Source organism: Streptomyces sp. NPDC021562 (assembly GCF_040640875.1).
Classification (GTDB): Bacteria; Actinomycetota; Actinomycetes; order Streptomycetales; family Streptomycetaceae; genus Streptomyces.
In genome coordinates, this window is record NZ_JBFACN010000009.1 from 230,867 (window position 1) to 255,492 (window position 24,626).

General features: G+C 73.7%; 19 protein-coding genes. 8 read left to right on the top strand and 11 right to left on the bottom strand.

The genetic code is table 11. The features are described 5' to 3' along the window. Positions 1 to 37 precede the first annotated feature (37 nt). Both AB0G52_RS16625 and AB0G52_RS16630 read left to right on the top strand, forming a co-directional pair. Positions 38 to 2,068, top strand: coding sequence for an O-antigen ligase family protein (locus AB0G52_RS16625; protein ID WP_132888035.1), 2,031 nt, complete (start codon positions 38 to 40; stop codon positions 2,066 to 2,068). Continuing rightward, a complete protein-coding gene (locus tag AB0G52_RS16630) occupies positions 2,065 to 2,964 on the top strand; it encodes a glycosyltransferase family 2 protein (protein ID WP_132888036.1) in 900 nt (299 codons plus the stop codon). Before AB0G52_RS16625 ends, AB0G52_RS16630 begins: the two co-directional genes overlap by 4 nt. A gap of 47 nt (positions 2,965 to 3,011) precedes the next feature. Here AB0G52_RS16630 and AB0G52_RS16635 read toward each other — a convergent pair whose 3' ends face one another. The 10 genes from AB0G52_RS16635 to AB0G52_RS16680 all read right to left on the bottom strand — a co-directional run bounded on the left by AB0G52_RS16635 (position 3,012) and on the right by AB0G52_RS16680 (position 13,293). Beyond that, a complete protein-coding gene (locus tag AB0G52_RS16635) occupies positions 3,012 to 3,689 on the bottom strand; it encodes a class I SAM-dependent methyltransferase (RefSeq protein WP_132888037.1) in 678 nt (225 codons plus the stop codon). A 42-nt stretch (positions 3,690 to 3,731) separates the two neighbouring features. Then, positions 3,732 to 4,544 carry a glycosyltransferase family 2 protein gene (locus AB0G52_RS16640; protein WP_361337017.1) on the bottom strand — a complete coding sequence of 271 codons (813 nt, stop codon included), beginning with the start codon at positions 4,542 to 4,544 and terminating at the stop codon, positions 3,732 to 3,734. Continuing rightward, entirely contained in the window at positions 4,541 to 5,641 is a 1,101-nt protein-coding gene (locus AB0G52_RS16645) for a hypothetical protein (RefSeq protein ID WP_132888038.1), read from the bottom strand. Before AB0G52_RS16645 ends, AB0G52_RS16640 begins: the two co-directional genes overlap by 4 nt. A 4-nt stretch (positions 5,642 to 5,645) precedes the next feature. Then, on the bottom strand, positions 5,646 to 7,202 hold the full coding sequence (locus tag AB0G52_RS16650) for a lipopolysaccharide biosynthesis protein (RefSeq protein ID WP_361337019.1): 1,557 nt from the start codon (positions 7,200 to 7,202) through the stop codon (positions 5,646 to 5,648). Then, positions 7,165 to 8,031: a chain length determinant protein gene (locus AB0G52_RS16655; protein WP_361337021.1), complete on the bottom strand. Its 867-nt coding sequence runs from the start codon at positions 8,029 to 8,031 to the stop codon at positions 7,165 to 7,167. The genes AB0G52_RS16650 and AB0G52_RS16655 overlap by 38 nt, the downstream gene beginning before the upstream one ends. 51 nt (positions 8,032 to 8,082) lie before the next feature. Continuing rightward, on the bottom strand, positions 8,083 to 9,213 hold the full coding sequence (wecB, locus tag AB0G52_RS16660) for a UDP-N-acetylglucosamine 2-epimerase (non-hydrolyzing) (RefSeq protein WP_132888041.1): 1,131 nt from the start codon (positions 9,211 to 9,213) through the stop codon (positions 8,083 to 8,085). Positions 9,214 to 9,216: 3 nt separating this feature from the next. Next, a complete protein-coding gene (locus AB0G52_RS16665) occupies positions 9,217 to 10,476 on the bottom strand; it encodes a nucleotide sugar dehydrogenase (RefSeq protein WP_132888042.1) in 1,260 nt (419 codons plus the stop codon). Further along, positions 10,476 to 11,246: a WecB/TagA/CpsF family glycosyltransferase gene (locus AB0G52_RS16670; RefSeq protein WP_132888043.1), complete on the bottom strand. Its 771-nt coding sequence runs from the start codon at positions 11,244 to 11,246 to the stop codon at positions 10,476 to 10,478. Before AB0G52_RS16670 ends, AB0G52_RS16665 begins: the two co-directional genes overlap by 1 nt. After that, positions 11,243 to 12,412 (bottom strand): hypothetical protein, encoded by a 1,170-nt coding sequence (locus AB0G52_RS16675; protein ID WP_132888044.1) that lies wholly within the window; start codon positions 12,410 to 12,412, stop codon positions 11,243 to 11,245. The genes AB0G52_RS16670 and AB0G52_RS16675 overlap by 4 nt, the downstream gene beginning before the upstream one ends. A 281-nt stretch (positions 12,413 to 12,693) precedes the next feature. Next, positions 12,694 to 13,293 (bottom strand): acyltransferase, encoded by a 600-nt coding sequence (locus tag AB0G52_RS16680; RefSeq protein WP_132888045.1) that lies wholly within the window; start codon positions 13,291 to 13,293, stop codon positions 12,694 to 12,696. Between the two features lie 247 nt (positions 13,294 to 13,540). Between AB0G52_RS16680 and AB0G52_RS16685 the strand changes: the two genes are divergently transcribed. The 5 genes from AB0G52_RS16685 (at position 13,541) to AB0G52_RS16705 (ending at position 21,993) form a co-directional block, all read left to right on the top strand. Next, the gene (locus AB0G52_RS16685) at positions 13,541 to 14,473 is read left to right on the top strand and encodes a cyclase family protein (RefSeq protein ID WP_361337024.1); all 933 of its coding nucleotides are present in this window, start codon (positions 13,541 to 13,543) and stop codon (positions 14,471 to 14,473) included. Between the two features lie 205 nt (positions 14,474 to 14,678). Next, the gene (locus AB0G52_RS16690) at positions 14,679 to 18,182 is read left to right on the top strand and encodes a SpoIIE family protein phosphatase (RefSeq protein ID WP_361337026.1); all 3,504 of its coding nucleotides are present in this window, start codon (positions 14,679 to 14,681) and stop codon (positions 18,180 to 18,182) included. 48 nt (positions 18,183 to 18,230) lie between these two features. Then, on the top strand, positions 18,231 to 19,775 hold the full coding sequence (locus tag AB0G52_RS16695) for a sugar ABC transporter ATP-binding protein (RefSeq protein WP_361337028.1): 1,545 nt from the start codon (positions 18,231 to 18,233) through the stop codon (positions 19,773 to 19,775). After that, positions 19,772 to 20,800, top strand: a complete 1,029-nt coding sequence (locus AB0G52_RS16700; RefSeq protein ID WP_132888048.1) for an ABC transporter permease — start codon at positions 19,772 to 19,774, stop codon at positions 20,798 to 20,800. Before AB0G52_RS16695 ends, AB0G52_RS16700 begins: the two co-directional genes overlap by 4 nt. Beyond that, entirely contained in the window at positions 20,797 to 21,993 is a 1,197-nt protein-coding gene (locus AB0G52_RS16705; protein WP_361337030.1) for a substrate-binding domain-containing protein, read from the top strand. The genes AB0G52_RS16700 and AB0G52_RS16705 overlap by 4 nt, the downstream gene beginning before the upstream one ends. Before the next feature lie 12 nt (positions 21,994 to 22,005). On the opposite strand, the gene AB0G52_RS16710 is transcribed toward AB0G52_RS16705, so the two are convergent. After that, positions 22,006 to 23,229 (bottom strand): glucuronyl hydrolase, encoded by a 1,224-nt coding sequence (locus tag AB0G52_RS16710; protein ID WP_361337032.1) that lies wholly within the window; start codon positions 23,227 to 23,229, stop codon positions 22,006 to 22,008. Positions 23,230 to 23,316: 87 nt separating this feature from the next. Between AB0G52_RS16710 and AB0G52_RS16715 the strand changes: the two genes are divergently transcribed. Continuing rightward, positions 23,317 to 24,594 (top strand): hypothetical protein, encoded by a 1,278-nt coding sequence (locus AB0G52_RS16715; protein WP_361337034.1) that lies wholly within the window; start codon positions 23,317 to 23,319, stop codon positions 24,592 to 24,594. Positions 24,595 to 24,626: the final 32 nt, after the last annotated feature.

Below are 24,626 nucleotides of genomic sequence, written 5' to 3' on the forward strand. Positions count from 1 at the left end.
AGGCGCCGGGGCGAACCGCCACCAAAAGGGAGATCTCATGAGCCTCGCCGACCTCTTGGCGATCATGCGCAGGCGCTGGTACTTCATGGTGCCCCTCACCCTGCTCAGCCTGTTCGCCGGCGGATACCTGTACCGCACCATCCCGGTGTCCTACGAGTCGCAGAGCTCCGTCACCCTGCTCGACTCCACGGCGATCGCCGACATGGCGCCCACCTTCGGCAACCCGATCGCGAACGCGGGCGGTTCGCTGGTCGTCACCGCCGACGTGCTGATCAGGACGCTCCAGTCCGGCGACTCCGCGAAGGAACTCCGCTCGCGCGGCGTCACGGACCCGTACACGGTCGGCTTCGCGGCGCAGTCCGACAGCCCGCTGCTCACCCTCGGCGTCACCGGGACCGACCGGGCGAAGGTGCTCCGCGAGACCACCACCCTCACCGACTTCACCGGGGAGCAGCTCAAAGCCCTGCAGGCCGCCTCCCGGGTGCCGAAGGGGTACGCGGTGCAGACCGCGCCGGTGGTCCTGCCGCAGACCCCGGTCTCGCAGTCGAAGAGCCGCTACCAGAACATCGCGGCGGTCCTCATCGCCGGGATGGTCGGCGCGTTCCTGCTGTCCATCCTGGCCGAGGGCGTCGCGGTGGTACGCCGCCGCGGACGCGCCCTGGCCGGCTACGTGCCCCGGCGCCACCGCGCGAGCCCGCCCGAGCGGCCCAGGGGGCTGCTGGTGCGCAGGCTGGACGCCACGACGATCCTCAGCGGCTACCTGGTGCTGGCCTTCTTCGTCCCCTCGAACCTCACCCTGCCCGCGCTCGGCGGCGTCGGCACCCCGGCCAACGTGTTCGCCCTGCTGGGACTCCTCTGGTACCTCGCGACCTGGCTCGGCGGCCGCATCCTGCCGGCCAGGGACACCAGGCTCCCGCGCGTGGCCATGTGCGTGCTCGCGGCGGCGGTCCTGCTGTCCTACCTCGCGGACGCGACCCGCGAGAGCTCCCACGAGGAGGTGCTGGGCGCCGACCGGGGCCTCATCGGACTCGGCGTGTGGACCGCGCTGGTGGTGCTCTCCTCGGCCGGCATCCAGGAGCGGAGCCGCCTGGACACGCTGATGCGCCGGGTCGTCGTGCTGGGCACGGTGGTGGCCCTCATCGGCTACTACGACTTCTTCGCGGCCACCAACATCGCGGACTCCATCCACATCCCGGGCCTGCACTCCAGCACGGCCGGCATCAGCACCATGGACCGCGGCTCGTTCACCCGGCCGCGCTCCACCACGTCCCATCCGCTGGAGTTCGGCGGCATGCTCGCCATCCTGGTCCCCTTCGCCGTCCACCAGGCCTTCGACCCGGTGCGCCGGCACGCGGGCGCGCTGCGCCGGTGGGGACCGGTGGCGATCATGGCGGGCGCGCTGCCGCTGACGGTGTCCCGCACCTCCATCATCGGCGTCTTCATCGTGATCCTGGTGATGGTCCCGCGCTGGAAGCCGCAGCGCCGCTGGTCCGCGATCGGTCTGATCCTGGGCTCGGTGGCCGTCTTCAAGGTGATCATCCCGGGGCTGATCGGGACCATCACCGGTCTGTTCGCCAGCTTCCTGTCCAACTCCGACAGCAGCACCCAGGCGCGCACCGTGAAGTACAGCGCGATCGTCCCCTACCTGAAGGAACACCCGTGGTTCGGGCGCGGGTTCGGCACCTTCACCCCCGACCTGTACTTCTTCACCGACAACCAGTACATGCTGACCCTGGCCGAGATGGGCGTCCTCGGACTGGTCGCGCTGCTCGTGCTGTTCGTCACCGGGATCCACCAGGGCGGTGCCATCCGCAGGCTCGCCCGCACCGAGTCGGACCGGGAGCTCGGCCAGGCGTTCCTCGCCTCGGCCCTGGTCGCCCTGGTCATCAGCGCCACCTTCGACGCGCTGAGCTTCCCCATGTACGCCGGGATGTTCTTCCTGACCCTGGGCGCCGGCGGCAGCTACCTCGGTTTCATCCGGCGCGAGGCGGCCCCCGAAGTCCCCGCGCCCCGTGCGGCACCCGCAGTGCCCGAGGCCGACCTTCCCCGACTCGTGGAGTCCCGATGAGCAGCGTCGCCGTCATCGTCGTCACCTGGAACAGCGCCCAGCTGCTGCCCGGGTTCCTCGCCGCGCTGCCGCACGGCATGACCGGCCTCGACTGGCGGCTGGTCGTCGCCGACAACGACTCCGCCGACGACACCGTCGAGGTGCTGCGGACCCTCGCCCCGGCCGCCACCGTCGTCGGGACCGGCCGCAACGCCGGGTACGCGGCCGGGGTCAACGCGGCGCTGCGGGCCGCGGGGGAGCCCGACGCCGTGCTGATCTGCAACCCCGACACCCGGATGCGGCCTGGCTGCGCCGCACGCCTCGTCGGCAGTCTCGGGGACGGGGTCGGGATCGCCGTACCCCTGCTCTACGAGGAGGGCTCGGACACCCCGCACCGTTCCCTGCGCCGGGAGCCGACCGTGCTGCGGGCGCTCGGCGAGGCGGTGATCGGCAACACCAGGGCGGGGCGCTTCCCGGCCCTGAGCGAGCTGGTCACCGACCCCGGCGCCTACCGGCGTCCGACCCGCGCGGACTGGGCGACCGGCGCGCTGATGGCGGTCTCCGCCGAGTGCCTGGCCGCCTGCGGGCCCTGGGACGAGTCCTTCTTCCTCTACTCGGAGGAGACCGAGTTCTGCCTGCGGGCCCGCGACCTGGGCTACGCCACCCGCCTGGAGCCGACCGCCGACGCCGTCCACCTGGGCGGCGACTCCCGCGTCTCGCCCCGGCTGTGGACCCTGCTCACCCTCAACCGGGTCCGGTTGTACCGGCGCCGGCACGGCCCACTGGCGACGGCCGCGTTCCGGGCCGCCGTACTGCTCCGCGAGACCTCACGGGCCGCTCTGGGCCGCCCGGCCAGCAGGGCGGCCGCGGCCGAACTGGCCCGCCCGGGCGCGCTGCGCGGGGTGCCGGGACCGTGAGCCGGGCGGCCGTGCGCAGGCGCCGCCGTCCCCGGCGGCCCGGACCGTCAGCGCGCCGGCCGTGTCCGCACCGCGATCAGCGACTTCGGCACCCCGAGCACCCGCTCGCTCAGCAGCGCCGAGCGGGGGAAGAGGTAGCGCATCTCGGCGCGGGTCAGCAGTTCGATGTTGACGACGGCGTCCATCGCGGACTGAGGGCTGTCGGGGCGGCTGTGCACCAGCGGCCAGCGCCGCACCAGACGGGCCCGCGCGGCCAGCGGCAGGAACTGGAAGCCGGGGGCCACGAAGTGCGGCTCGACCGGAAAGTAGCGGTACGGCGTCTGGACCCAGTGCAGCGGGGCCAGCCGCTCCACGGCGGCGACGAACCTCCGCCGCTGGCTGTGGCCGCCGACGTGCTCGATGGTCGAGTTGGAGAACACCAGGTCGTAGCCGCCCTCGGCGCTCAGCGCGGCGGCGGTCTCCGGGTCGGTGACGTCGGCGTTCCCGGCGGTGATCCAGTCGGGCAGTTCGACGGGGTGCGCCTCCAGGTTGATCAGGTGGACGTGCTTGGCGCGCACGGGGGCGCGCAGCCACATCTCCGCCGTGCCGCCCAGGTCCACCACGCTCATGTTCTCGATGCCGGGGAAGCAGCGCCGGAAGCGTTCCCAGCGGGCGATGCGGAGTTTCTCGCCCAGTGAGCCGGGGGCGTCGACGAACTTGTTCCTGAGGGCGCGGGACGGTGCCACGGGATCAACCACCTGGGATCGGAGGGGACGGAAGAGCGGGCCTCAACTGGGCTGGCGCCATTGGGTGTAGAAGCTGGCCGGGTTCATCAGGTACCGGACGGTGGGGTGCGGCAGATGACGTACCCGGTGCCTGCGCGCGTACCGGCGGATCAGTTCCCAGTCCTCCCGGGGCAGCACCTCGGGGGTCCGGCGCAGCCGGCTGAAGTACAGGGCGCGGGTGCGGCGGGCGACGAAGGCGTTGGTGTCCAGGAAGGCCTCGCGTGCGGCCCGGCGCCGGTCGTACGGGACCGAGAGGACGTCGTTCTCACTGCCGTCGGGCCGCACGCGGCGCAGCGCCGTGTACACGGCGTCGGGACCGCCGGGGGCCTCCAGGACCGCCAACGCCCGCTCCAGGTGGTCGGGTTCCCACAGGTTGTCGTCGTCGAGGAACGCCACGTACCGGGAGCGGGTGAGGCGGATGCCGACGTTGCGCACCACGCCCGCGACCCCGGTGTTGCGGGCCAGCGAGACGGCGAACAGCCGTGGATCGTCGGGCAGTTCGGGCAGCCCGGCGCCGTCGTCGACCACCACGACGACCTGGTCGCGCACCGTCTGGTCCAGGGCCGAGCGGACCGCGGCCCGCAGTGCCTCGGGCCGCCGGTGGGTGGCGATCACCGTGGCGACCAGCGCCGTGGGCGGCGCGGGCAGCGCGGCCGCCAGCCGCCGGGCCTCGGCCTCCTCCGTCCGGCGCAGCCGCACCGCGCTCGGGGCGAGCAGCACCTTGTTCCTGGCCTCGAACAGCACCAGCCAGCCGAACAGCGCCTTCAGCAGCGTCCAGGGCGCCCGCGCGACGCGGTGCGCCACGGTGCCGGTCACGGGGACGGCTCCGGCCGCACCGGGCGGCCGTCGGACAGCCGGTTGCCGCGCCACTCGTTCCCGGCGCCGTCCGCGTTCCAGTGGGCGACCGTGCCGTACCCGCCGGACGCGGGGTGGTACTGGGTGGAGAACACGTTGTTCGTGACCTTGATCCCGGTGGCGCCGGTGGCACCGCCGTAGAGGGCGTAGGCGCCGCCCGCGATCCAGTTGCGGTCGACGGTGACGTTGCGGACGACCCCGGTGTCGGCGAACAGGCCGATGCTGCCCGAGGCCCCCTGCTTCAGACCGGTCGGGTTGAGCAGCGTGTTGTGGCGGATGACCAGGTGCCCGGTGTTGCCGCCGCCGCTGATCACCGCGTTGGTGTGCTGCCACTCGCCGCTCTGGTTCACGAACGGCGCGATGTCGTGGACGTAGTTGTCGTGGATGTCGCCCTGGCCCATGGACAGGGCGTCGCCGAACACCGAGACGTCGCACCAGCCGACCTCGACGGAGCTGGTCCCCATGTTCGACACCGCGTAGTCCACGCCGCCGTTGTCCGGTCCCTTGCCGGGGACGGCGGTGATGGTGGTGTGCAGGATCCGCAGCCCCTTGTAGCCGGGACGCAGGTTGACGCCCCACCAGTTGGCGGAGGTGATCCTGGTGTCGATGACGGTGACGTCGTCGGCGTAGATGTCGAGCGAGCCGGTGATGTCCCAGCCCCGGATGACCGTGCCGTTCTCGCGGACGGACAGGTTGCCGGTCCGGTGCGGGGTGAGCGGGATGCGCGGTCCGGTGCTGCGGGCGTCGGGGAACCCGCAGGCGGCGGGGGAGGCGCAGGCGGCCTGCGGCGCCGGCTTCCCGGACGCGCCGCCGCCGGCCGTGGCGCCGGTGCCGGTGGGCGTCCCGGTGGCCGAGGTCGGCGAGGCGGCGCCCGCCGTTCCGGGCGTTCCCGGCGTCGCCGAAGTCCCTGTCGGTCCGCTCGCCGGGCAGGTCAGCGCGGAGTCCGGGCAGTCCGGCGGGGCGGATCCGGCCGATCCCGAGCAGGCGGTCACGAGGACGGCAAGCAGTCCCGCGAGCAGCGGTCCCGCGATCCTGGCGAGGGCGGTACGTCGTGGCATGGGGTCACCTCGTGCCCTGGGGTGAGGAGCCGACGCGGGCGGCCGCCCGGGGGTGTTCCACCCCGCGCAGGAAGTCACGGCTGGGCAGCACGCACACCGCGTAGCCGACCAGCGCGACGGTTCCGGTGATGAGGAGCGCGAGCCGCCCGTCGCCGAGCGGAGCCCGCAGACCGAGGACGATCACGGTCATCACGGCCCCGCCCAGGAACGGCCAGGCACAGGCCCGTGCGATCCGGCCGAGGCCGATGCCGCCGCGGTGCAGGGCGACCAGGAACACGGGCACCACCAGGCCGCCCGCGACCAGGACATGACCCTGGGATACCCCCACGATGCCGTTCAGGTGCGCGGCCACCAGGAGCACCGGGACCAGGGCCGCCAGCCACAGACCCTGCACCAGGAAGAGCGAACGGCGTCGGCCGATCGCGACCAGGCAGTCGTAGGCCAGTTCGCCGCCGATGCGGATCAGGCCGAGCGCCATCAGCCAGGGCAGCGCGGCCGCCGCGGGGACCCACTGGCCGCCGTAGACCAGCCGGATGACCGGCTCCGCGAGGCCGGCCAGCAGCACACACAGCGGGACGGTGCCGGTGATCAGCACGCCCAGGGCCCGGCTGAAGCCCTTGGCGAGCGCCTGCGGCGAGCCGGCCAGGCGGGAGAACCCGGCGAAGGAGACCCGGCGGGCGGCCTCGGAGATGATGCGCACGGGCCAGCCGGAGATGTTGAAGGCGAGCACGTAGAACCCGAGCGACACGTTGCCGAGGGTCGCGCCCACCACCATCGTGTCGACGTTGACCACCGCGAGGGCCAGCATGCTCGCCCCCGCCAGGGGCAGCCCGAACCGCAGCAGCGCGCGGGCCTGTCCGGAGTCCCAGCCGAACCTCAGGGTGCCCGGGGCCGCCAGCGCGCAGCCGATCAGCGTGACGACGTTCCCGGCCACCGCGCCCCAGGCGAAGCTCATCGCGCCCCGGCCCGCGAAGGCCAGCAGCAGCGTCACCGCGGTGCTCATCACGAAGTTGAGCGCGTCGATGATCATCCGCTTGCCCTGGGCGAACTCCCGGGTGAGGAAACCGGCGGGGACCTGGGCCACCCCGTCGATCAGCACGCACAGGCACATCACCCGCAGGACGCCCGCCGCGTGCGGCGAGCCCAGCAGGCCCGCCACCGCCGGCGCCGTCGCGAACAGCGCCACGTACAGCAGCCCGCTGGAGAGGGTGCTCAGGGTCAGCACGGTCGGCGCGAACCGCCGGGCGTCCCCCTCCCAGCGCACGATGGCCAGGCCCACGCCCAGTTCGTTCGCCGAGAGCAGGACCAGCAGCACGGTCTGGGCGATGCCGTACACGCCCCATTCCGCCGGGCCGAGGGCGAAGCGGGCCAGCAGGATGCCGGTCGCGAAGTTGCCCAGCCGCATCACGACGGTGTTGACCAGGCTCCACCGCGCCGCCGAACGCACCTTGCGGCCGAGGGAGGGGGCGGTGCCGGTCGCGGCGGCCGTCACCGGGCCGGGGGGAGCGGGCGCTTCGCTCGTCTCACCGGTCCCGCTGTCCGGTGCGCGGGCGATGTCCATGAGTCGACTCCTCGTCGAGTGGCTCGGCGGCGGACGCCACGGCCATGGCGGGCCGCGGCGGGTCGGGCTCCGCGGCGGCCGGAGCGGTGGCGGCGGACTGCGACCAGCTGGGCGGCTGCCGGAGGGCGAGGGTCTCCTCGACGAGCGACTTCCCGGCCGGCGCCGTCGCGGCGGCCGGCTTCTCGTCGGGTCCGGCGGGACCCGCGGGCCCGGCCTCGGCGGACGGCCCGTGCGGGCGCTTGCGCGCCTCCGCGTAGAAGGCGGCGGCCAGGGTGAGGACGAGACCCAGGGCCCCGGCCATGACCATGTACTCCAGCCGCGTCTTGGTCTGGGCCGCCGGGTTCTGCGGCGGCACGATCGTCGTCATCCGGATCATGGCCTTGGGGGCGACCGACTGCTGCTTCTGGAACTGGTCGAGCCGTTCCCTGGCGTACGCGGTCAGGATCCTGTCCGAGGACAGCACCGCGGCCTTGTCGGTGCCGGTGACGGTGAGCCACAGCAGCGGCCCCTGCGCGTTGTCGGCGAGCTTGGCCTGCACCGTGCCCTTGGCGCCGCGGGCCTTGAGATCCCGCAGCGAGTCGTCGGAGTTGAGGTTGCGGGCCAGGCTGTCGGCCATGCCGGTGAGCGAGGTCTGGGTGCTGAGGAAGGGATTGCCGTCGTAGGCCAGGGTCGCCTTCTGGGAGTTCAGCAGCACCACGGTGCTCTGCGACTGGTACGTCACCGGGACCAGCACGGTCACCGCGAAGACCAGACCGGCGGTCAGCAGCAGTCCCGGCAGCAGGACGTACCAGCGCCTGCGCAGCACCCGGGAGATCTCAGCGAGATCCATGGCGGCTCCCCCTCGCGACCAGACGTTCGACGAGCATATGTTGCAAGCGGATCATATGGGGAACGTTCGATCCTTGGGTCGGGGCCGATCGGTCGGTCTCGCACGGGAGTTGGCGGTGCCCCCGGTCAGCAGCACCTCGGCGATACGGTCGCTCGCACGGCCGTCCCACAGGTCGGGCCGGCGCGGCGCGGGCGGCGCGTCCAGCACCGCGTGCACGGTGGCCGTGATCCGCGCGGGATCCCGGCCGGCCAGCACGTTGGTGCCCTGCTCGACGGTGATGGGCCGCTCGGTGTTGTCCCGCAGCGTCACGCACGGCACGCCCAGCGCGGTGGTCTCCTCCTGCACCCCGCCCGAATCGGTGAGGACGACCCGCGCGGCGTCCTGCAGCGCGATGAAGTCCAGGTACCCGGCGGGAGGTACGAGCCGCACTCCCCCCGGCACGCCGATCTCGGCCAGCCGGCCGGCCGCCCGCGGGTGCACGGGCAGCACCAGCGGCAGGCGGCCGGCGATCTCTCCCAGGGCCTTCAGCAGCCCCGTCAGGACCTCCGGGTCGTCCACGTTGGCCGGCCGGTGCAGGGTGACCAGGCCGAACCCGCCTTCGGCCAGCCCGAACCGGTCCAGGACGTCCGAGGCGCGGGCCCGCTCCAGGTTGGCGAGGAGCGTGTCGATCATGACGTTGCCGACCAGGTGGATCTGGTCCTCCCGGTAGCCCTCGGCGCGCAGGTTGCCGACGGCGTCGGGGGAGGGCGCCAGCAGGTAGTCGCTGACCCGGTCGGTGGCGACCCGGTTGACCTCCTCCGGCATGCTCCAGTCACGGCTGCGCAGCCCCGCCTCGACATGGGCCAGCAGCGGCCCGGCCTTGGCGGTGACCAGGGCGCAGGCCAGCGTGGAGTTGATGTCGCCGACCACCACGACGACGTCCGGGGCCACCTCGGCGAGCAGCGGCTCGAACGCGGTCATCACCCGGCCCGTCTGCTCGGCGTGGCTGCCGGAGCCGACGCCGAGGAAGCGGTCGGGCGGCCGGATGCCGAGGTCGGCGAAGAACACGTCGTTCATCGCCGGGTCGTAGTGCTGGCCGGTGTGGACGAGGAGCACCTCGGCGCCCCGGGCCTCCAGGGCGTCCATCACCGGTTTGATCTTCATGTAGTTGGGGCGGGCCCCGGCCACACAGACGACTCGCATGGTTCAGAGCACCTCGATGGTGGGGCCGGACGGCAGCCTGCGGCGGCAGTCCAGGACGAAGGGGGCGTGTTCGGCGACGAGTTCGTAGTCGAAGCCGTCGTGGTCGGTGAGCAGCACCACCACGTCTGCGTCGGCCAGCTCCCGCTGGGTCGGTTCGACCCGCACCAGCCGGCTGTCCACCGGCAGGCTCTCCACCACGTGCGGGTCGGCCGCCCTGACCTGCGCGCCCATGTCCAGCAGCAGCTGGGAGATGCGCAGCGCGGGCGACTCGCGGGCGTCGCCGGTGTTCTTCTTGTACGCGAGGCCCAGCAGCAGGATGCGCGAGCCGTTCACCGAGCGGCGCCTGTCGTTGAACAGCTCGCTGATGCGCCGTGTCACGTACTCGGGCATGTGGCCGTTGATGTCGTTGGCCAGCTCCACGAACCGGAAGCTCTGGCCGAGTTCGCGCTGCACCCGCCAGGACAGGTACGAGGGGTCGATCGGCAGGCAGTGCCCGCCCACACCCGGCCCCGGCGTGAACTTCATGAAGCCGAAGGGCTTGGTCGAGGCGGCGTCGATGGCCTGCCAGACGTCGATGTCCAGATGGTGCGCGAACATCGCGATCTCGTTGACGAGCGCGATGTTCACGTGCCGGAAGGTGTTCTCCAGGAGCTTGGCGAGCTCCGCCTCCTTGGGCGAGCCCACCGGCACGGTGGTGTCGACGAGTTGCGCGTAGAAGCCCTGAACGGCCTTCAGAGAGGCCTCGTTGACGCCGGAGACCACCTTCGGGGTCTCCTTGAAGCCCCACACCGTGTTGCCCGGGTCGATCCGCTCGGGGCTGTACCCCAGATGGAAGTCGGAGCCCGCGGTCAGGCCCGACCCCTCCTCCAGGATCGGCGCGAACAGCTCCTGGGTGGTGCCGGGGTAGGTGGTCGACTCCAGGACGACCGTGGCGCCGGGGCGCAGATAGCGGGCGAGGGTGACCGCCGACTCCCTGATGTAGCGCAGGTCGGGGGTGCCCTCGTGCAGCGGGGTCGGCACGGTCACCACGGCGATGTCGAAACCGCCGCAGTCCCGGGCCGCGTCGCTCGGGCGGTAGGTGCCGTTGTCCAGGGCCGCCCGGATCCGCTCGGAGGAGACGTCCTCGACGAAGGACTCACCGGCGGCGAGACTCTTGATCCGCCGGGTGTCGACGTCGTAGCCGATCACCTCGTGGCCGACCTCGGCGGCCCGGACGGCCAGCGGGAGGCCGACGTATCCCTGTCCGACCACGACGACACGCATCAGTGACTCCTGTTCGCGGGAGCGGCCGGCGGGGCGGGGCGGAACCGCTCGCGCGCCGTCATGAGGAGGAAGGCCACATTGGTGGTGAGGTAGCGGCGGCCCAGCCGGCGCGGCTCCTGGAGCGCGCGGTAGAGCCATTCCATGCCCAGCCGCTGCCAGGACCGCGGGGCCCGCTTGGTGACCCCGGCCAGGATGTCGAAGGAGCCGCCCACGCCGTGCACCACGCGGGCGCCGGTGCGGGCGCCGTACCCGGCGGTGAAGATCTCCTTCTTCGGCGAGGTCATGCCGAGGAACAGCAACTGGCCGCCGCTGCGGGCGATCGCGTCCGCTATCTCCTCCTGCTCGGAGTCGTCGAAGTAGCCGTTGCGGCTGCCGGCCACCTTCAGGCCGGGGAAGCGGCCGGCCACCTGGAGCAGCATCCGCTCCAGCACCTCCTGACGCGCGCCGAGGAAGTACACCGAGAGGCCCGCGGCCTCCGCCTCCGCCAGCAGCCGCAGGAACAGGTCGATCCCCGCCACCCGCTCCGGCAGCGGGGCGCGCAGCACCCGGCCGGCCCAGACCACGGCCTGTCCGTCGGCCAGCACCAGGTCACAGCCGGCCACGGCCCTGGCGAGCCGTTCGTCCCGCCGCATATTGACCAGCTTCGCGGCGTTCACCACGCCGATCTCCAGCTGGGCGCCGTCCCGGACCGCCGCCAGGCAGCGCGCCACGGTCTCGTCCATCGTCAGCGGGTCGAGCTCGACCCCGAACAGCGTTCTTCGCTCGCTCATATCCGGCCCCCCTGCCAGGCGTAGAGCATCCAGCCGAATTCGTACGGCCGGCATTCACGGTCCACGGCGACCGGCCGGTACACCCGGTCCAGGGCCTTCAGACGAAGGCCCGGGGCGATGCGGGTGGACAGGCCCCGGGCCGCCCGCACGGCCTTCCTCGGGTCTCCCCGGTAGACCTTGCGCCAGGTGGCGCCGAGTTCGTCCAGGATCATCGGTTCCCGGTGCCCGGAGCCGGCCAGTTCGGGAACGTCCGCCATCCAGCGCAGGCCGCTGCGGATCGCCGCGCCGAAGTCGGAGCCGCCCGCGTCGGCCAGGTCGAACAGGGCCGTCGGCGCCATCGCGTGCTGGTGGACGCTGTAGACCGGGTAGCCCTCCACCACACCGCCGGTGCGCGCGTCGTAGTGCCACCACCACTGCCCGCCGTCGCCCTGCAGCTCACAGATGCGCGCCGCGCAGGCGTCCGCCGCGGCCAGCGCCTGGGGATCGCCGTCCCCGTCGCCGCTGGCGTGGGCGCGGGCCAGGGCCTGCAACGGGTACGTCTGGTCGGCGAAGCAGCAGACGTGGGCCCGGTACCAGGGCAGCAGGCCGGGTCCGGTGGCGTGCGGAAAGAGCGGGCTGTCACCGATCCGGGCCCGCAGCAGCCGGTCGCGAGCTGCGCTGAAACGTCTCTCCACATCGACCGTGTCCCGCGCCGCCGCGAGGGCGGACAGCACCCAGGCGGCCTCGACGGTGTACTGCGGACGGTCCGCGTCGTCCAGCGCCTCGACCCGGGCCAGGGCGTCGGACAGTTTGGGGTGCCCGGTCTCCGCGGCGGCCCAGGCGATGAGCGCGGAGTCGCCCAGGTTGGTCACCGCGGGCAGCGACTCCACCAGCAGCCCGGCGAACTCCTGGGCGGTACGGCCGCCGAGCACCGCGCGCTGGCGGTCCTCGGGCAGGTACTGGGCACCGAGCACGGTGATCGCCGCGTACCGGGTGCTGATCCCGCGCCGCTCCAGCGTCCAGCGGCCGTCGGGGGCCCGGTGGCCGGCCATGGTGAAGGCGAAGGCCTCACCGCCCGGCAGCAGCATCGACGGCAGCCCCGACTCGGCAACGGTGAGCAGCCGTTGGGCGAGCGCGAACAGCGGCGGATCCGCGAGTTCGAGCGCTGCCAGGCGTGTCGTGGTCATGATCTGGGCACACCAACCCCCCTGTGGGTCCTTTATGCGCATGCTTGAGTACGCCTCGGCACAGCCGGCCGGGCGGGACGAAGAAGGCGGACGTCAGTGGTCAGCCGTCAGGACGGTCGTCGCTCCCGGTTGGAGGCGTAGCTGTCCCCACCACGTAGTAACCCCCCCTGGGCACTTATGGTTTGTGCGCTCATTGTGCTTTGTCTGCACAGTTCGCGCACATGTTATGCCGCTAGATGTTCGAGGAATTGCGTTTTGCGGGAAACAGCTGAAAACAGCTGTCATGCGCGTTCGGTGAGCTCGCCGTCCTTCTCGTCGTGCAGCGCGCCGGTCTCGGGACACTCCCAGACGCCCGGCTCCGCGTCCCGCTCGACCAGTCGGACGCCGGCCCGGCCCACCCAGCCGATCCTGCGCGCCGGAACCCCGGCCACGAGCGCGAAGTCCGGCACGTCCCGGGTCACCACCGCCCCCGCCGCCACCAGCGCCCAGCGGCCCACCCGCACCGGCGCCACACACACCGAACGGGCCCCCAGCGACGCCCCCTCGGCCACCACCACGGCCACGGCCTCCCAGTCGCCCCCGCGCTTGAGCCGGCCCCGGGGGTCAACCGAACGCGGGAAGTAGTCGTTGGTGAGGACCGCGGCCGGGCCCACGAACACCCCGTCGCCGAGCACCGCGGGTTCGTAGACGAGCGCGTAGTTCTGCAACTTGACGTTGTCGCCGATCCGCACGCCCGGACCGACGTAGGCGCCCCGGCCCACGATGCAGCCGCTGCCCAGCCTCGCGTCCTCCCGGATCTGGGCCAGATCCCAGACCGTCGTTCCGTCGCCGACCGTGGCCCTGTCGTCGACCTGGGCGGTGGGCTGGACCTTGAAGTTCACCTGGCTGAACCTTTCTTCTCGGCGTGTCGCTCCACCGACGGGCGGGTGAGGGGGCGCAGACAACAGGCAACAGAAGTTGCCTCCAAGCGCACCCTACTGACGCCGGACACGCCGAAGGGGCGGAATCCGCACACTGTTGGTCATGTCCGGGACAGTCCGGTCGGTACCTGCCGCGCACCCGTGCGAGTGGCCGGGGCGGGCTCCCGGTGTCAGCCTGGGGTTCTCGGCGTGCAAGGGACGGAAGCGGATGACCTCTGAGATCGGCGGGCCGGTCGTCCCCCGGGAGGAGTTCGACGCGTTGTTCACGGCGCTCCGGACCTGGGGGCGCTGGCAGCGTGCCGACCGGGGAGCCTTCAACCGGGTGACCGCGGGACACGCCCGGCGGGCCGCTGCCCTGGTGCGGTCCGGGACGGTCGTGCCGACGGCGCTGCCGTGGAACACCCGCTCCGGACCGGACAACCCCACGCCGGCCCTGCACCACATGACGGACCTCGGCGACGTGGAGAGCCCGGAGCCGGCCACCCACAAGGACTTCGTCGCCGCCGACTACCACGGCAAGGGCGTCACCCATCTCGACGCCCTCAGCCACGTGGCGTACCGCGGGGAGCTGTACGACGGCCGGCGCGCCCGCGACCACGTCGACGCCGGCGGCGCCCGCTTCGGCGCGGTGTCGGCGCTCGGGCCGCTCGTCACGACGGGCGTGCTGCTCGACATGCCCGCCGTCCTCGGCGTCGACTGGCTGGAACCGGGGCGGGCGGTCCGTGCGACCGACGTCCTCACGGCCGAGCGGGCGCTCGGCGTGACCGTCGGCGAAGGCGACGCCGTCCTGTTGCGCTCCGGCCACGCCAGGCGCCGCCGGGAACGCGGCGCCTGGGACTCGGCGGCGTCGAGCGCGGGTTTCCACGTGGACGCGCTGCCGCTGCTGGCGGAACGGGGCATCGCGCTGCTCGGCGGGGACGGCGACAGCGACGTGCGGCCCTCGCCCGTGCCCGGGGTGCACTCGCCCGTGCACGCCCTGGCGGTGGCCGCGCTGGGGGTGCCGCTGCTCGACAACCTCGACCTGGAAGCGCTGTCCGTCGCTGCCGCCGAGGCGGGCCGGTACACCTTCATGCTGGTCGTGGCGCCGCTGGACATCCCGGGCGGGACGGGGTCGCCGGTCAACCCGGTCGCGGTCCTGTGACCGGCGCGGGCCGGGGGCGGGCGGGATCCGGCCGTGGGTGAGCGGGATCTGGCAGACGATGACTCTAGCGGCCGATGTACGTATTGTCGTTTATGTCGCTTTCTTTGCGAAAAGCTGATACTTGCGACAGTGAGCGAGGCGCAGAGTGATGCGGTCCGGCGGGCAACCAGTTCCGGCCAGGCGGCCGACAGGTGATGCGGGTCCCGTGCGTTTCCGTGAGCGGTTCCTGCAGGGCGAGCAGGTCGACAGCGGGGTACGGGCGCCGATCCTGGGCTCCTGGCTGCGCTGCCGGTCCCTCGGTCTCTCGCCCGACCGGGCCGACCTGCCCTTCCACGAGGACTTCGACCCCGGCGGGCCGCTCGTGCGGGCCGCGGTTCCCGTGCTCGACCGGCTCCAGGCCCGGTTCGCGGGCAGCCAGATCAACATCTCGCTCGCCGACGCGAGCGGCACCGTCCTGCTGCGCCGCTTCGGCGACCCGGCGCTGCCCCGCAGCCTGCCCGCGATCCAGGTGGAGCCCGGCTTCGTCTTCGCCGAACGGTTCGCCGGCACCAACGGGATCGGGCTCGCGCTCGCCGAGCGCGGCCTCGTCCGGGTCTTCGGTGCCGAACACTTCGCGGAACGCGCCCAGGGCAACGCCTGTATCGCCGCGCCCGTCCGGGACCCGCTGAGCGGGCGCCTGGAGGGCGTGCTGTGCTTCGGCTACCACCGCAGCGCCGAGAGCCCGTTCCTGGGCGACGTCATCCGCCGGGCGGTACGGGCCGTGGAGGGCGGGCTGCTGCGGCAGAGCTCGGCCCGCGAACGGGTCCTGCTCAGGGCGTACGAGGCCGCGGCCGGCCTCTCCCCGGGGCTCGCCGCGGACGAAGGGGTCCTGGACCTGCGCCCCGGTGACCGGGCCATCCTCATGGAGAAGGCGGCCGAGCTCATCTCCCGCGGGCGGTACGCGGCCACGGGTGTCTCCCTCTCCGACGGCCGCCGCGTCACGCTCGTCAGCCGCCGGGTGACCGGGGCCTCCGGGGTACAGGGCCTCGCCGTGGAGATGCTGCTGCCGGGCCTCTGCGCGAGGGCGCCCCTGGACGTCTCGCGTCATCACGTGAGGGTGGACGCGGTGGACGCGGCCTTCGGGGCCGTGGCGGGGGACGGGCTCGACGCACCGGGGGGCGCCCTCACGGCCGGTGTGCTGCGTGCCGGCGCAGGTCACGCGGTGCCGACGGGAAGGCCCGGCGCTGCGACCCGCACGAACCCGGCCAGGTCCCGGGACCGTTCCCCCGCCCTCCTCCTCGCCCACCCCCCTGCCCCGCCCGGCGCCCCGACCGAGGCTTCGGCCGCCGGCCGGTCCGTGTCTCCCGCGGGGGCTGGGGGCGCCGCCCCGTGCGGGACTCCCGTCGAGGGTTGCGGTGCCGCCCCGTCCGGCTCTCCCGCGGCGGCTGGGGTCGCCGCCCCGGTCGAGGCTTCGGCCGCGGGCCGGTCCGGCTCTCCTGCGGGGGCTGGGGTAGCGGCCCAGTCCGGCGCCCCGGTCGAGGTTTCGGTCGTCGGCCGGTCCGGCTCTCCTGCGGTGGCTGGGGTAGCGGCCCAGCCCGATGCCTCCGCCGAGGTTTCGGTCGTCGGCCGGTCCGGCTCTCCTGCGGTGGCCGGGGTAGCGGCTCAGCCCGATGCCTCCGCCGAGGTTTCGGTCGTCGGCCGGTCCGGCTCTCCTGCGGGGGCTGGGGTAGCGGCCCAGTCCGGCGCCCCGGTCGAGGTTTCGGTCGTCGGCCGGTCCGGCTCTCCCGCGGAGGCTGCGGTCGTCGGCTCGTCCGGGACTCCCGCCGAGGGCACCGGCGCTGCCCCGTCCGGGACTCCCGCCGAGGCCTCCGTCGCCGTCCCGTCGCGGTCGGGCCTGCGCCCCGGGGCCCCGCCGCTGTCGACCGGGCCGGGTCCCGCGGGTGCTGCCCGTACCGGCGTGGCCGCTGAAGGTGACGCCCGCACCGGTGCCGGCGTTCCGGGTGCCGAACCTCCCGGTGCCCCGCGGCGGCTCGTCCTCGTCGGTGAGCCCGAGGTCGGCGCCTACGCGCTGGCAGCGCGCCGCAGGCTGGAGTTGTTGTCCGAGGCCAGCACGCGGATCGGGACGACGCTCGACGTCCGCCGTACCGCCGAGGAGATGGCGCTGACGGCCGTACCGAGGCTCGCGGACCATGTGACCGTCGACCTGCCCGACGCGGTACTGCGCGGCGAGGAGGCCGACGACCCGCTCGGCGACCTGCGCCGGACGGTGGTGCACGGCGTCCGGGACGGACTGCCCTTCACCCCGGTCGGCAAGCGGATCGACTTCGGTCCCGCCACCCCCCAGCTGCGCTGCCTCAGCAACGGCCGGGCCGAGCTGGAGCCCGACCTCCAGGCCGCCGCAGGCTGGCTCGCACAGGATCCCGAGCACACCGAACGGCTGCTCGCCGAGGTGCACTCGCTCATCGCGGTACCGCTGGTGGCCCGCGGCGTCGTCCTGGGCGTCGCCAGCTTCTACCGCGGCCGGGGCTCCGCCCCCTTCGGCGACGACGACCGCTCGCTGGCACGGGAGCTGGCCAGCAGGGCCGCCCTCTCCATCGACAACGCCCGCCGGTACACCCACGAACGTTCGATGGTCCTCGCGCTCCAGCGCCGACTGCTCCCGCACGGGCTGCCCGACCAGGACGCCGTGGAGATCGCCCACCGCTACCTGCCCGCCGAGTCGGACGTGGGCGGCGACTGGTACGACGTCATCCCGCTGTCCGGCACCCGGATCGGCCTGCTCGTCGGTGACGTCGTGGGACACGGCATGCTGTCGGCGGCCACCATGGGCCGGCTGCGCACCGCCGCCCGCAGCTTCGCCGAACTGGACTTCCCGCCGGACGAGGTGCTCACCCACCTGGACAACCTGGTCGGCCGCCTGGACCGCGACGACCCCGACGGCGAGGGCTCCGGCATCATCGGCGCGACCTGCCTGTACGTCGTCTACGACCCCACCGCGCAACGCTGCGTCATGGCCCGCGCCGGTCACCCGCCGCCCGCGCTGGTCAGCCCCGACGGCAGCGTCCGCTACCCCGACCTGCCCGCGGGACCCCCGCTCGGTCTCGGCGGGCTGCCCTTCGACGCCGTCGAGGTCGACCTGCCGGAGGACAGTCAGCTGGTCCTCTACACCGACGGCCTCATCGAGGACCGCCGTCGCGACGTGGACGCCGTACTCGAACAGCTGCGCGGCGCCCTGGCCGGTCACCCGGAGCGCACGCCCGAGGAGACCTGCCGGGCCATCCTGGACCGGGTGGCACCCGCCCACCCCTGCGACGACATCGCCCTGCTGGTGGTCCGCACCCACGCGCTGGCCGCCGACCGGATCGCCACCTGGGAACTGGCCCCCGACCCGGCCCTGGTCGGCGAGGTCCGCGCCGCAGCCCTCGGCAAGCTCACCGAATGGGGCCTGGACGACACCGCGTTCGCCATGGAGCTGATCCTGAGCGAACTGGTCACCAACGCCATCCGGCACGGCACCGGCCCCATCCGGGTACGGCTGCTGCACCACCGCACCGTGATCTGCGAGGTCGTCGACACCAGCAACACCGCACCGCACCTGCGCCGCGCGGCCAGCACCGACGAGGGCGGCCGCGGCCTGTTCCTGGTCGCCCAGCTCGCCCGGGCCTGGGGCACCCGGCACCTGTCCCAGGGCAAGGTCATCTGGGCCGAATGCGGACTCGACGGCGTGTGAGCGGAAGACGGCAGCCCGGTATCGTACGGATTGATGTAATTTTCTACCGTGTGTGACGCTCCCGGTCAGGACGCGGCTCGCCCCGTCGCGCCGGAACCCGTGGTCGCCGTCCGCGGGCTCGTCAAACGGTTCGGCGGCACCCTCGCACTGGACGGCGTCGACCTCGACGTCCACGCCGGCAGCGTCCTCGCCCTGCTCGGACCCAACGGCGCCGGGAAGTCCACGCTCATCAAGGTGCTCGCCGGCGTCCACCGTCCGGACGCGGGCCGGATCACCGTCGCCGGAGAGCCCCTCGGCAGCCGTGCCGCCACCCGCGCGATGTCCTTCATCCACCAGGACCTGGGACTCGTCGACTGGATGACGGTCGCCGAGAACGTCGCCCTGGTCGGCGGATATCCACGCCGCGCCGGCCTGATCTCCTGGCGCCGCACCCGCGAGCGCTGTGCCGAGGCCCTGCGGACCGTCGCCGCCCACCTCGACCCCGCCGAGCCCCTCGCCGGGCTCGCCCCCGCCGAGCGCTCCCTGGTGGCCCTCGCCCGGGCCCTCGCGGCCGACGCGCGGCTCATCGTCCTGGACGAGCCCACCGCCCGCCTGCCGGCCGCCGACTGCGCCCGGCTCTTCCAGGTCCTGCACGACCTGCGCGACCAGGGCCGCGCGATCCTCTACGTCAGCCACCGCCTCGACGAGGTCCACCAGGTCGCCGACAGCTTCGCCGTGCTGCGCGACGGCCGGCTGGTCAGCCACGGCCGGCTCGCCGGGTACGGGACCGCCCGGCTCGTCCACGACATCCTCGGCGAACAGCCCCCCGGCAGGCGTCCCGCGGCTGCCGGGGGTGCGCCGGGTGCGGTCGTCCTCAGCCTCGACGGCTTCCGCACCACCGGCACGGGCCCGGTGAGCCTGACACTGCGGGCAGGCGAGTCCGTGGGCCTCGTCGGTCTCTCCGGTGCCGGGCACGCCGAACTCGGCCGTGCGCTCGCGGGCGCCCTGCCCGTCCTCGGCGGCACGGCCACGCTCGACGGCCGGTCCTACCGTCCCCGCACGGTCGCCGACGCCGTCGCCCGCGGGGTCGGCCTGGTCCCCGGCGACCGCCTCCGCGAGGGCCTGCTCCCGCAGCTGACCGTGCGCGAGAACCTGCTCGCCAACCCCCGCGCCGACGGCGTCCCGGCGCTCGCCCGGATCGGCCCCCGCCGGGAACGGGCCGAGGCCGCCGCCCTGATCAGGGCACTCGCGGTGCGCCCCCGCGACCCCGAGGCGCCCGTCGCCACCCTCTCCGGCGGCAACCAGCAGAAGGTCATGATCGGCCGCTGGCTGCGGGCGGGGCCCCGGCTGCTGATCCTGGAGGAGCCCACCGCGAGCGTCGACGTCGGCGCGAAGGACGCCATCCACCGGCTCCTCGACGACGCCCTCGCCCGGGGGCTCGCGATCCTGCTCGTCTCCACCGACTTCGACGAGGTCGCCGACGTCTGCGGGCGGGCCCTGGTCCTGGTCCGCGGCTCGGTGACGGCCGAGCCCGGTGGCGCCGCCCTCACCGCCGAGGCGCTCACCCGGGCCGCCTCGGCCGTGCCGCCGTCCGCACCCGGGGGCGGCCCATGACCGGCCGCGCGCCCCGCCCCGCCGGCCACCTGATCGGCTCGTACGGCCTGCCGGCCCTCACCGTCCTGCTCGTCCTGGTCTTCTCGCTCGCGCTGCCCCGGACCTTCCCCACCCTCGACACCGCCGACTCGATCCTGTCCACCCAGTCCATCCCGGCCGTCCTCGCCCTCGCCGCCACGGTCCCCGTCGTCACCGGCTCGTTCGACCTCTCCCTCGGCTACGGCCTCGGCCTCGCCCACGTCCTGGTGCTGAAGCTGATCGTCGACGAGGGCTGGCCCTGGCCGCTCGCCTGCCTCGCCGTGGTCGTGGGCGGCGCCGCCGCCGGGGTCCTCAACGGGGTCGTCGTGGAGTTCGGACGGATCGACTCCTTCATCGCCACGCTCGGCACCGGCAGCATGATGTACGCGATCACCGGGTGGGTCACCGGCGGCAGCCGGATCGTGCCGGGCCCCCAGGGCCTGCCGCCCGCCTTCACCGACCTCTACGACGCCCGGTTCCTCGGCCTGCCGGTCCCCGCCTTCTACGTCCTCGCCCTCGCCGCCGTCCTCTGGCTGGTGCTGGAGCGGCTGCCGCTCGGCCGGTACCTGTACGTCGTCGGCTCCAACCCGCGCGCGGCCGAACTGGTCGGCGTCCGGACCCGCACCTGCACGGTGTACGCGTTCACCGCGGCGGGACTGCTAGTCGGCCTGGCCGGGGTGCTGCTCGCCGCCCAGCAGCAACAGGGCAACCCCAGCGTCGGCCTCGACTACCTGCTGCCCGCCTTCACCGGGGCCCTCCTCGGCTCGACGGCGATCCGGCCCGGCCGCCCGAACGTGCTCGGCACGGTCGTCGCCGTCGCGGTGCTCGCCGTCGGCCTCACCGGCATCGGCCAGCTGGGCGCCGACTTCTGGACCGTGCCCCTCTTCTACGGCGGCACCCTGCTGATCGCCGTGGGCCTGGCCGGCTACGCGTCCCGGCGCCGTCTGCGCGCCGGCACCGGCCTGGCGCCCGGCCCGCCGGAGCCGGCGGAGGGCGGCGCCGAATGAGCCGCGGCACGCCGCGCGCCGCCACCCCGGCCCCGGAAGGGCGGCCCAGGAGCCGGCCCGGCCGGTTCGCCCGGTGCGCGGGCGCCCTGCTGGCGGCCGCCGGCCTGCTCACGGGCTGTGCACACGGGCCGGCGCGGCACGTCCCGGAGGAGTCGGCCACCGGTCCGAACGGCTGCCCCGCCGCCTACGAGGCCGCCCGCACCGCCGTCGCGCGCGCGGAACACACCGACGTCCCCTGGAACGGCCCCACCACCGGGCCGCGCGCGGTGACCGGCAGGTCCCTCGTCTACGTGGCCCAGACCATGACCAACCCCGGGGTCGCCGGGGCCGAGCAGGGCGTCCGGGAGGCGGCGCGGATCGTCGGCTGGAACGTCCGGGTGATCGACGGCGGCGGCACCCCGGCCGGCATCCAGGCGGCGATGGGCCAGGCGGTCGCGCTCAGGCCCTCCGGCATCGTCATCGGCGGCTTCGACCCCGGCACCACCTCGCAGCAGGTCGCCCGGGCCGTCGCCCAGCACATCCCGCTGGTCGGCTGGCACGCCGTCGCCGCCCCCGGCCCCAGCCGACGGCCCCCGCTCTTCACCAACGTCACCACACACGTCCAGGACGTCGCCCGGATCAGCGCCCGGTGGATCATCCAGAACTCGCGCGGGCGGGCCGGTGCCGTGATCTTCACCGACGACTCCATCCCGTTCGCCCGCACCAAGTCCCGGCTGATCGCGTCGGAACTCGCCACCTGCGCGGGCGTGCACGTCCTCGCGTACGAGAACATCCCCATCCCGGACGCGAGCATCCGGACCCCGCGCGAGGCCGCCTCGCTCCTGTCCCGGTTCGGCGCCCGCTGGACCCACTCCGTCGCCATCAACGACCTCTACTTCGCGGACGCCGCCCCCGCGCTCCGCGCGGCCGGCGCACCGGGGGCGGGACCGCCGTACAACATCGGGGCGGGGGACGGCGATCCGTCGGCCTTCCAGCGCGTCAACAGCGGCCAGTACCAGTCCGCCACCGTCCCGGAGCCGCTGACCCAGCAGGGCTGGCAGATCGTGGACGAGTTCAACCGCGCCTTCTCGCACGCCCGGCCCAGCGGATACGCGGCCCCGGTGCACATCGCCACCGCGGCCGACTCGCACGGGGCGACCACCTGGGACCCGGCGGGCTACCGGGAGGCGTACCGGAAGATCTGGCGCGGGTGACGGCCGGGCGTGTCAGACCGTCGACAGGTCGATCGCCCGGTCCAGGTCGCGGGGGCGCAGGACGCGCAGGATCGCCTCGAGGAGGTAGTAGTCGGCGTAGGGGAGGGAGATCTCGACGCCGTCCTCGGCGGGGCGGTTGCGGGTGCAGCGGGCCACCACGGCCTCGGCGCGCGTGGAGCGGGTGGTGAGGCAGGTCCGGCACAGCGCGCCCAGGATCCGCAGGGCGGTGGTGCGGTAGGGGCGGTGGCCGGTGGCGGCGGCCAGGTCGAGCAGCCCGCAGGCCGTCACGGCCCCGGCGGAGGCGTCCTTGACGTCGTACGGCTGCTGCGGGGCCCGGTAGTCCCAGACGGGGACGTGGTCCGGGCCGAGCGCCCGCACCGCGTAGTCGGCGAGCCGGCGTGCGGTGGCGAGGAACGCGGCGTCGCCGGTGCGCCGGTACATGGTGGTGAAGCCGTAGACGCCCCACGCCTGGCCGCGGGCCCAGGCCGACGTGGGGCTGTAGCCCTGGACCGTGTTCGGGCCGATGGGGACGCCGGTGGCCGGGTCCAGGTCGTAGACGTGCGGGAGGGATCCGTCCGGGCGCGGGAACAGGCGCCGGGTGGTGTGCGCGTGTCCCACGGCCGCGTCCAGGAAGGCCTGCTCGCCGGTCTCCCGGCCGGCGAAGACGAGCAGGTCGAGGTTCATCATGGTGTCGATGATCATGCGTCCCGCGTTGTCGGGGGTGTCGAGCGCGCCCCAGGCGCGCAGGAAGCGGCCCCGGGGGTTGTAGCGCCGCAGCAGTGAGCGTGCGGCCTGCACGGCGCCGTCCCGCCAGGAGGTGTCGCCGGTCAGCCGCCAGGCGGTGACCCAGGAGGGTGTGAAGAGGAAACCCAGGTCGTGGGTGCCGGTGTCGTAGCGGCGGGGGGCGAGTCCCGCGGCCGATTCCAGGGCGAGGGTGCGCAGGGCGGTGTCCCCGCTGTGCAGCCAGGTCAGCCACAGGACGCCGGGCCAGAAGCCGCCGACCCAGTCGCCGTTCTGGGAGTACACCCACTTCTCGAACCTGGTCCCGACCGGGAACGCGGTCACCCGGGGGGCGACGGAACGCACCTTGTCCACCGCGTAGTCGGCGGCCGCGCGCAGCTCCCGCCGGGTGGCCACCGGCACCCCGTCGTCGAGCGCCTGGGCGGGTCCGGGTGCCGACGCGCAGGCCGCGGCGCCGCCCGCGGTCGCCAGCAGGGCCCTTCGGGACATGCGCATGGGGGCTTCCTCTCCGACTGGACGGACGTGCGGGGGAGTCGAGGGAGTCTTGCATGCCGGCTCCGGCCCCGAACATACATGTGCGCAATGTTCATGTACGTGACTCTCGTCGGCCCCTGCCACCGCGTCGACGGCGCGCTGTATCGTGCCCGCGGCACCACTCGCCCCACCGGCCCACAGCGTCAACTGCCCTACCGGCAGGTCGACTTCACCGACGTGCCGGTTCCCTTCGCCGCTTCCGGAGGAACCGTGGCCACCAGCCGCCCGCAGCGTTCTCGGATGCCCCTGACCCGACGCAGATCCCTCGCCCTGACCGCCGTCCTGGCCGCCCTGTGCGCCGCGGCCCTCACCCGCCCGGTCCCCGCCCACGCGGACGCCGCCGCCGACCGCGCGGCCCTCGCCCGATGGTGGGCCCCGGTCACCTTCCAGGACGTCGACTCCACCGGCGAGACCGCGCTCGGCGGCAAGTCCGACTACCTCACGTCCTACGACTACGACGGCGACCTCGACGGCCGCGACAACTGGGAGAACACCGGCCGGTTCCCGCTCGCCGCGCACGTCTACTACTCAGTCGTCCGGACCCCGTCCTTCTCGTACCTGCTGTACATGTACTTCCACCCGCGCGACTGGTCGGACGGCGTCATCGACAACTACCAGGAGGACCTCACCGAGCACGAGAACGACTCCGAGGGCGTGCTGGAGGTGATCGCCCACGACGGCTCCGCCCACGGGCAGTTGAAGGCCGCGATCACCGTCGCGCACAGCAACTTCTACTCCTGGGTGCCCGCCGGCGGCGACTTCACCAGCGGACAGGAGAGCGTCGACGGCACCCTGAAGCTCCAGGGCGACCCGCACGACGACGGCCACGGACGGCCGTTCATCACCCAGCAGCCCAACACGCACGCGACCTGGGCCGAGGGCTACCTGTCCAGGGAACGCGACCAGTACGCGAACGGCGACGGCATCGTCTACTACCCCGGCACCACCGCCGAGGTGCCGTCCGGCTCGAACGACCGGGACGTCCAGTACACGCTGACCGACATCTTCGCCCCCGGCGGCATGTGGGCCGACCGCGGCCTCACCACGCTGTTCGCGACCCCGGACAACTTCGCCGGCGACGCCGGGCCCGACCCCTACGGCGCCAAGTGCGGCGCGGGCGGGGTCCTCGGCCCGGCCAACGGCGCCTGCGACACCGACGCGGCCAACCCGCCGTGGGCCTGGGACGACGCCGACGACCTGCCCGGCCGGGGCTACCTCGCCACCAACCCCGCCGAACTCGTCTGGGACTACTTCTCCTGGCCGGGCCGGCCCGCCGCACCCGACCTCGCCTACACCTGGGACCAGTACCAGGGCATCACCTCGTGATCACGGCTCGGCGCGCGTGATCGGCCCGGAGC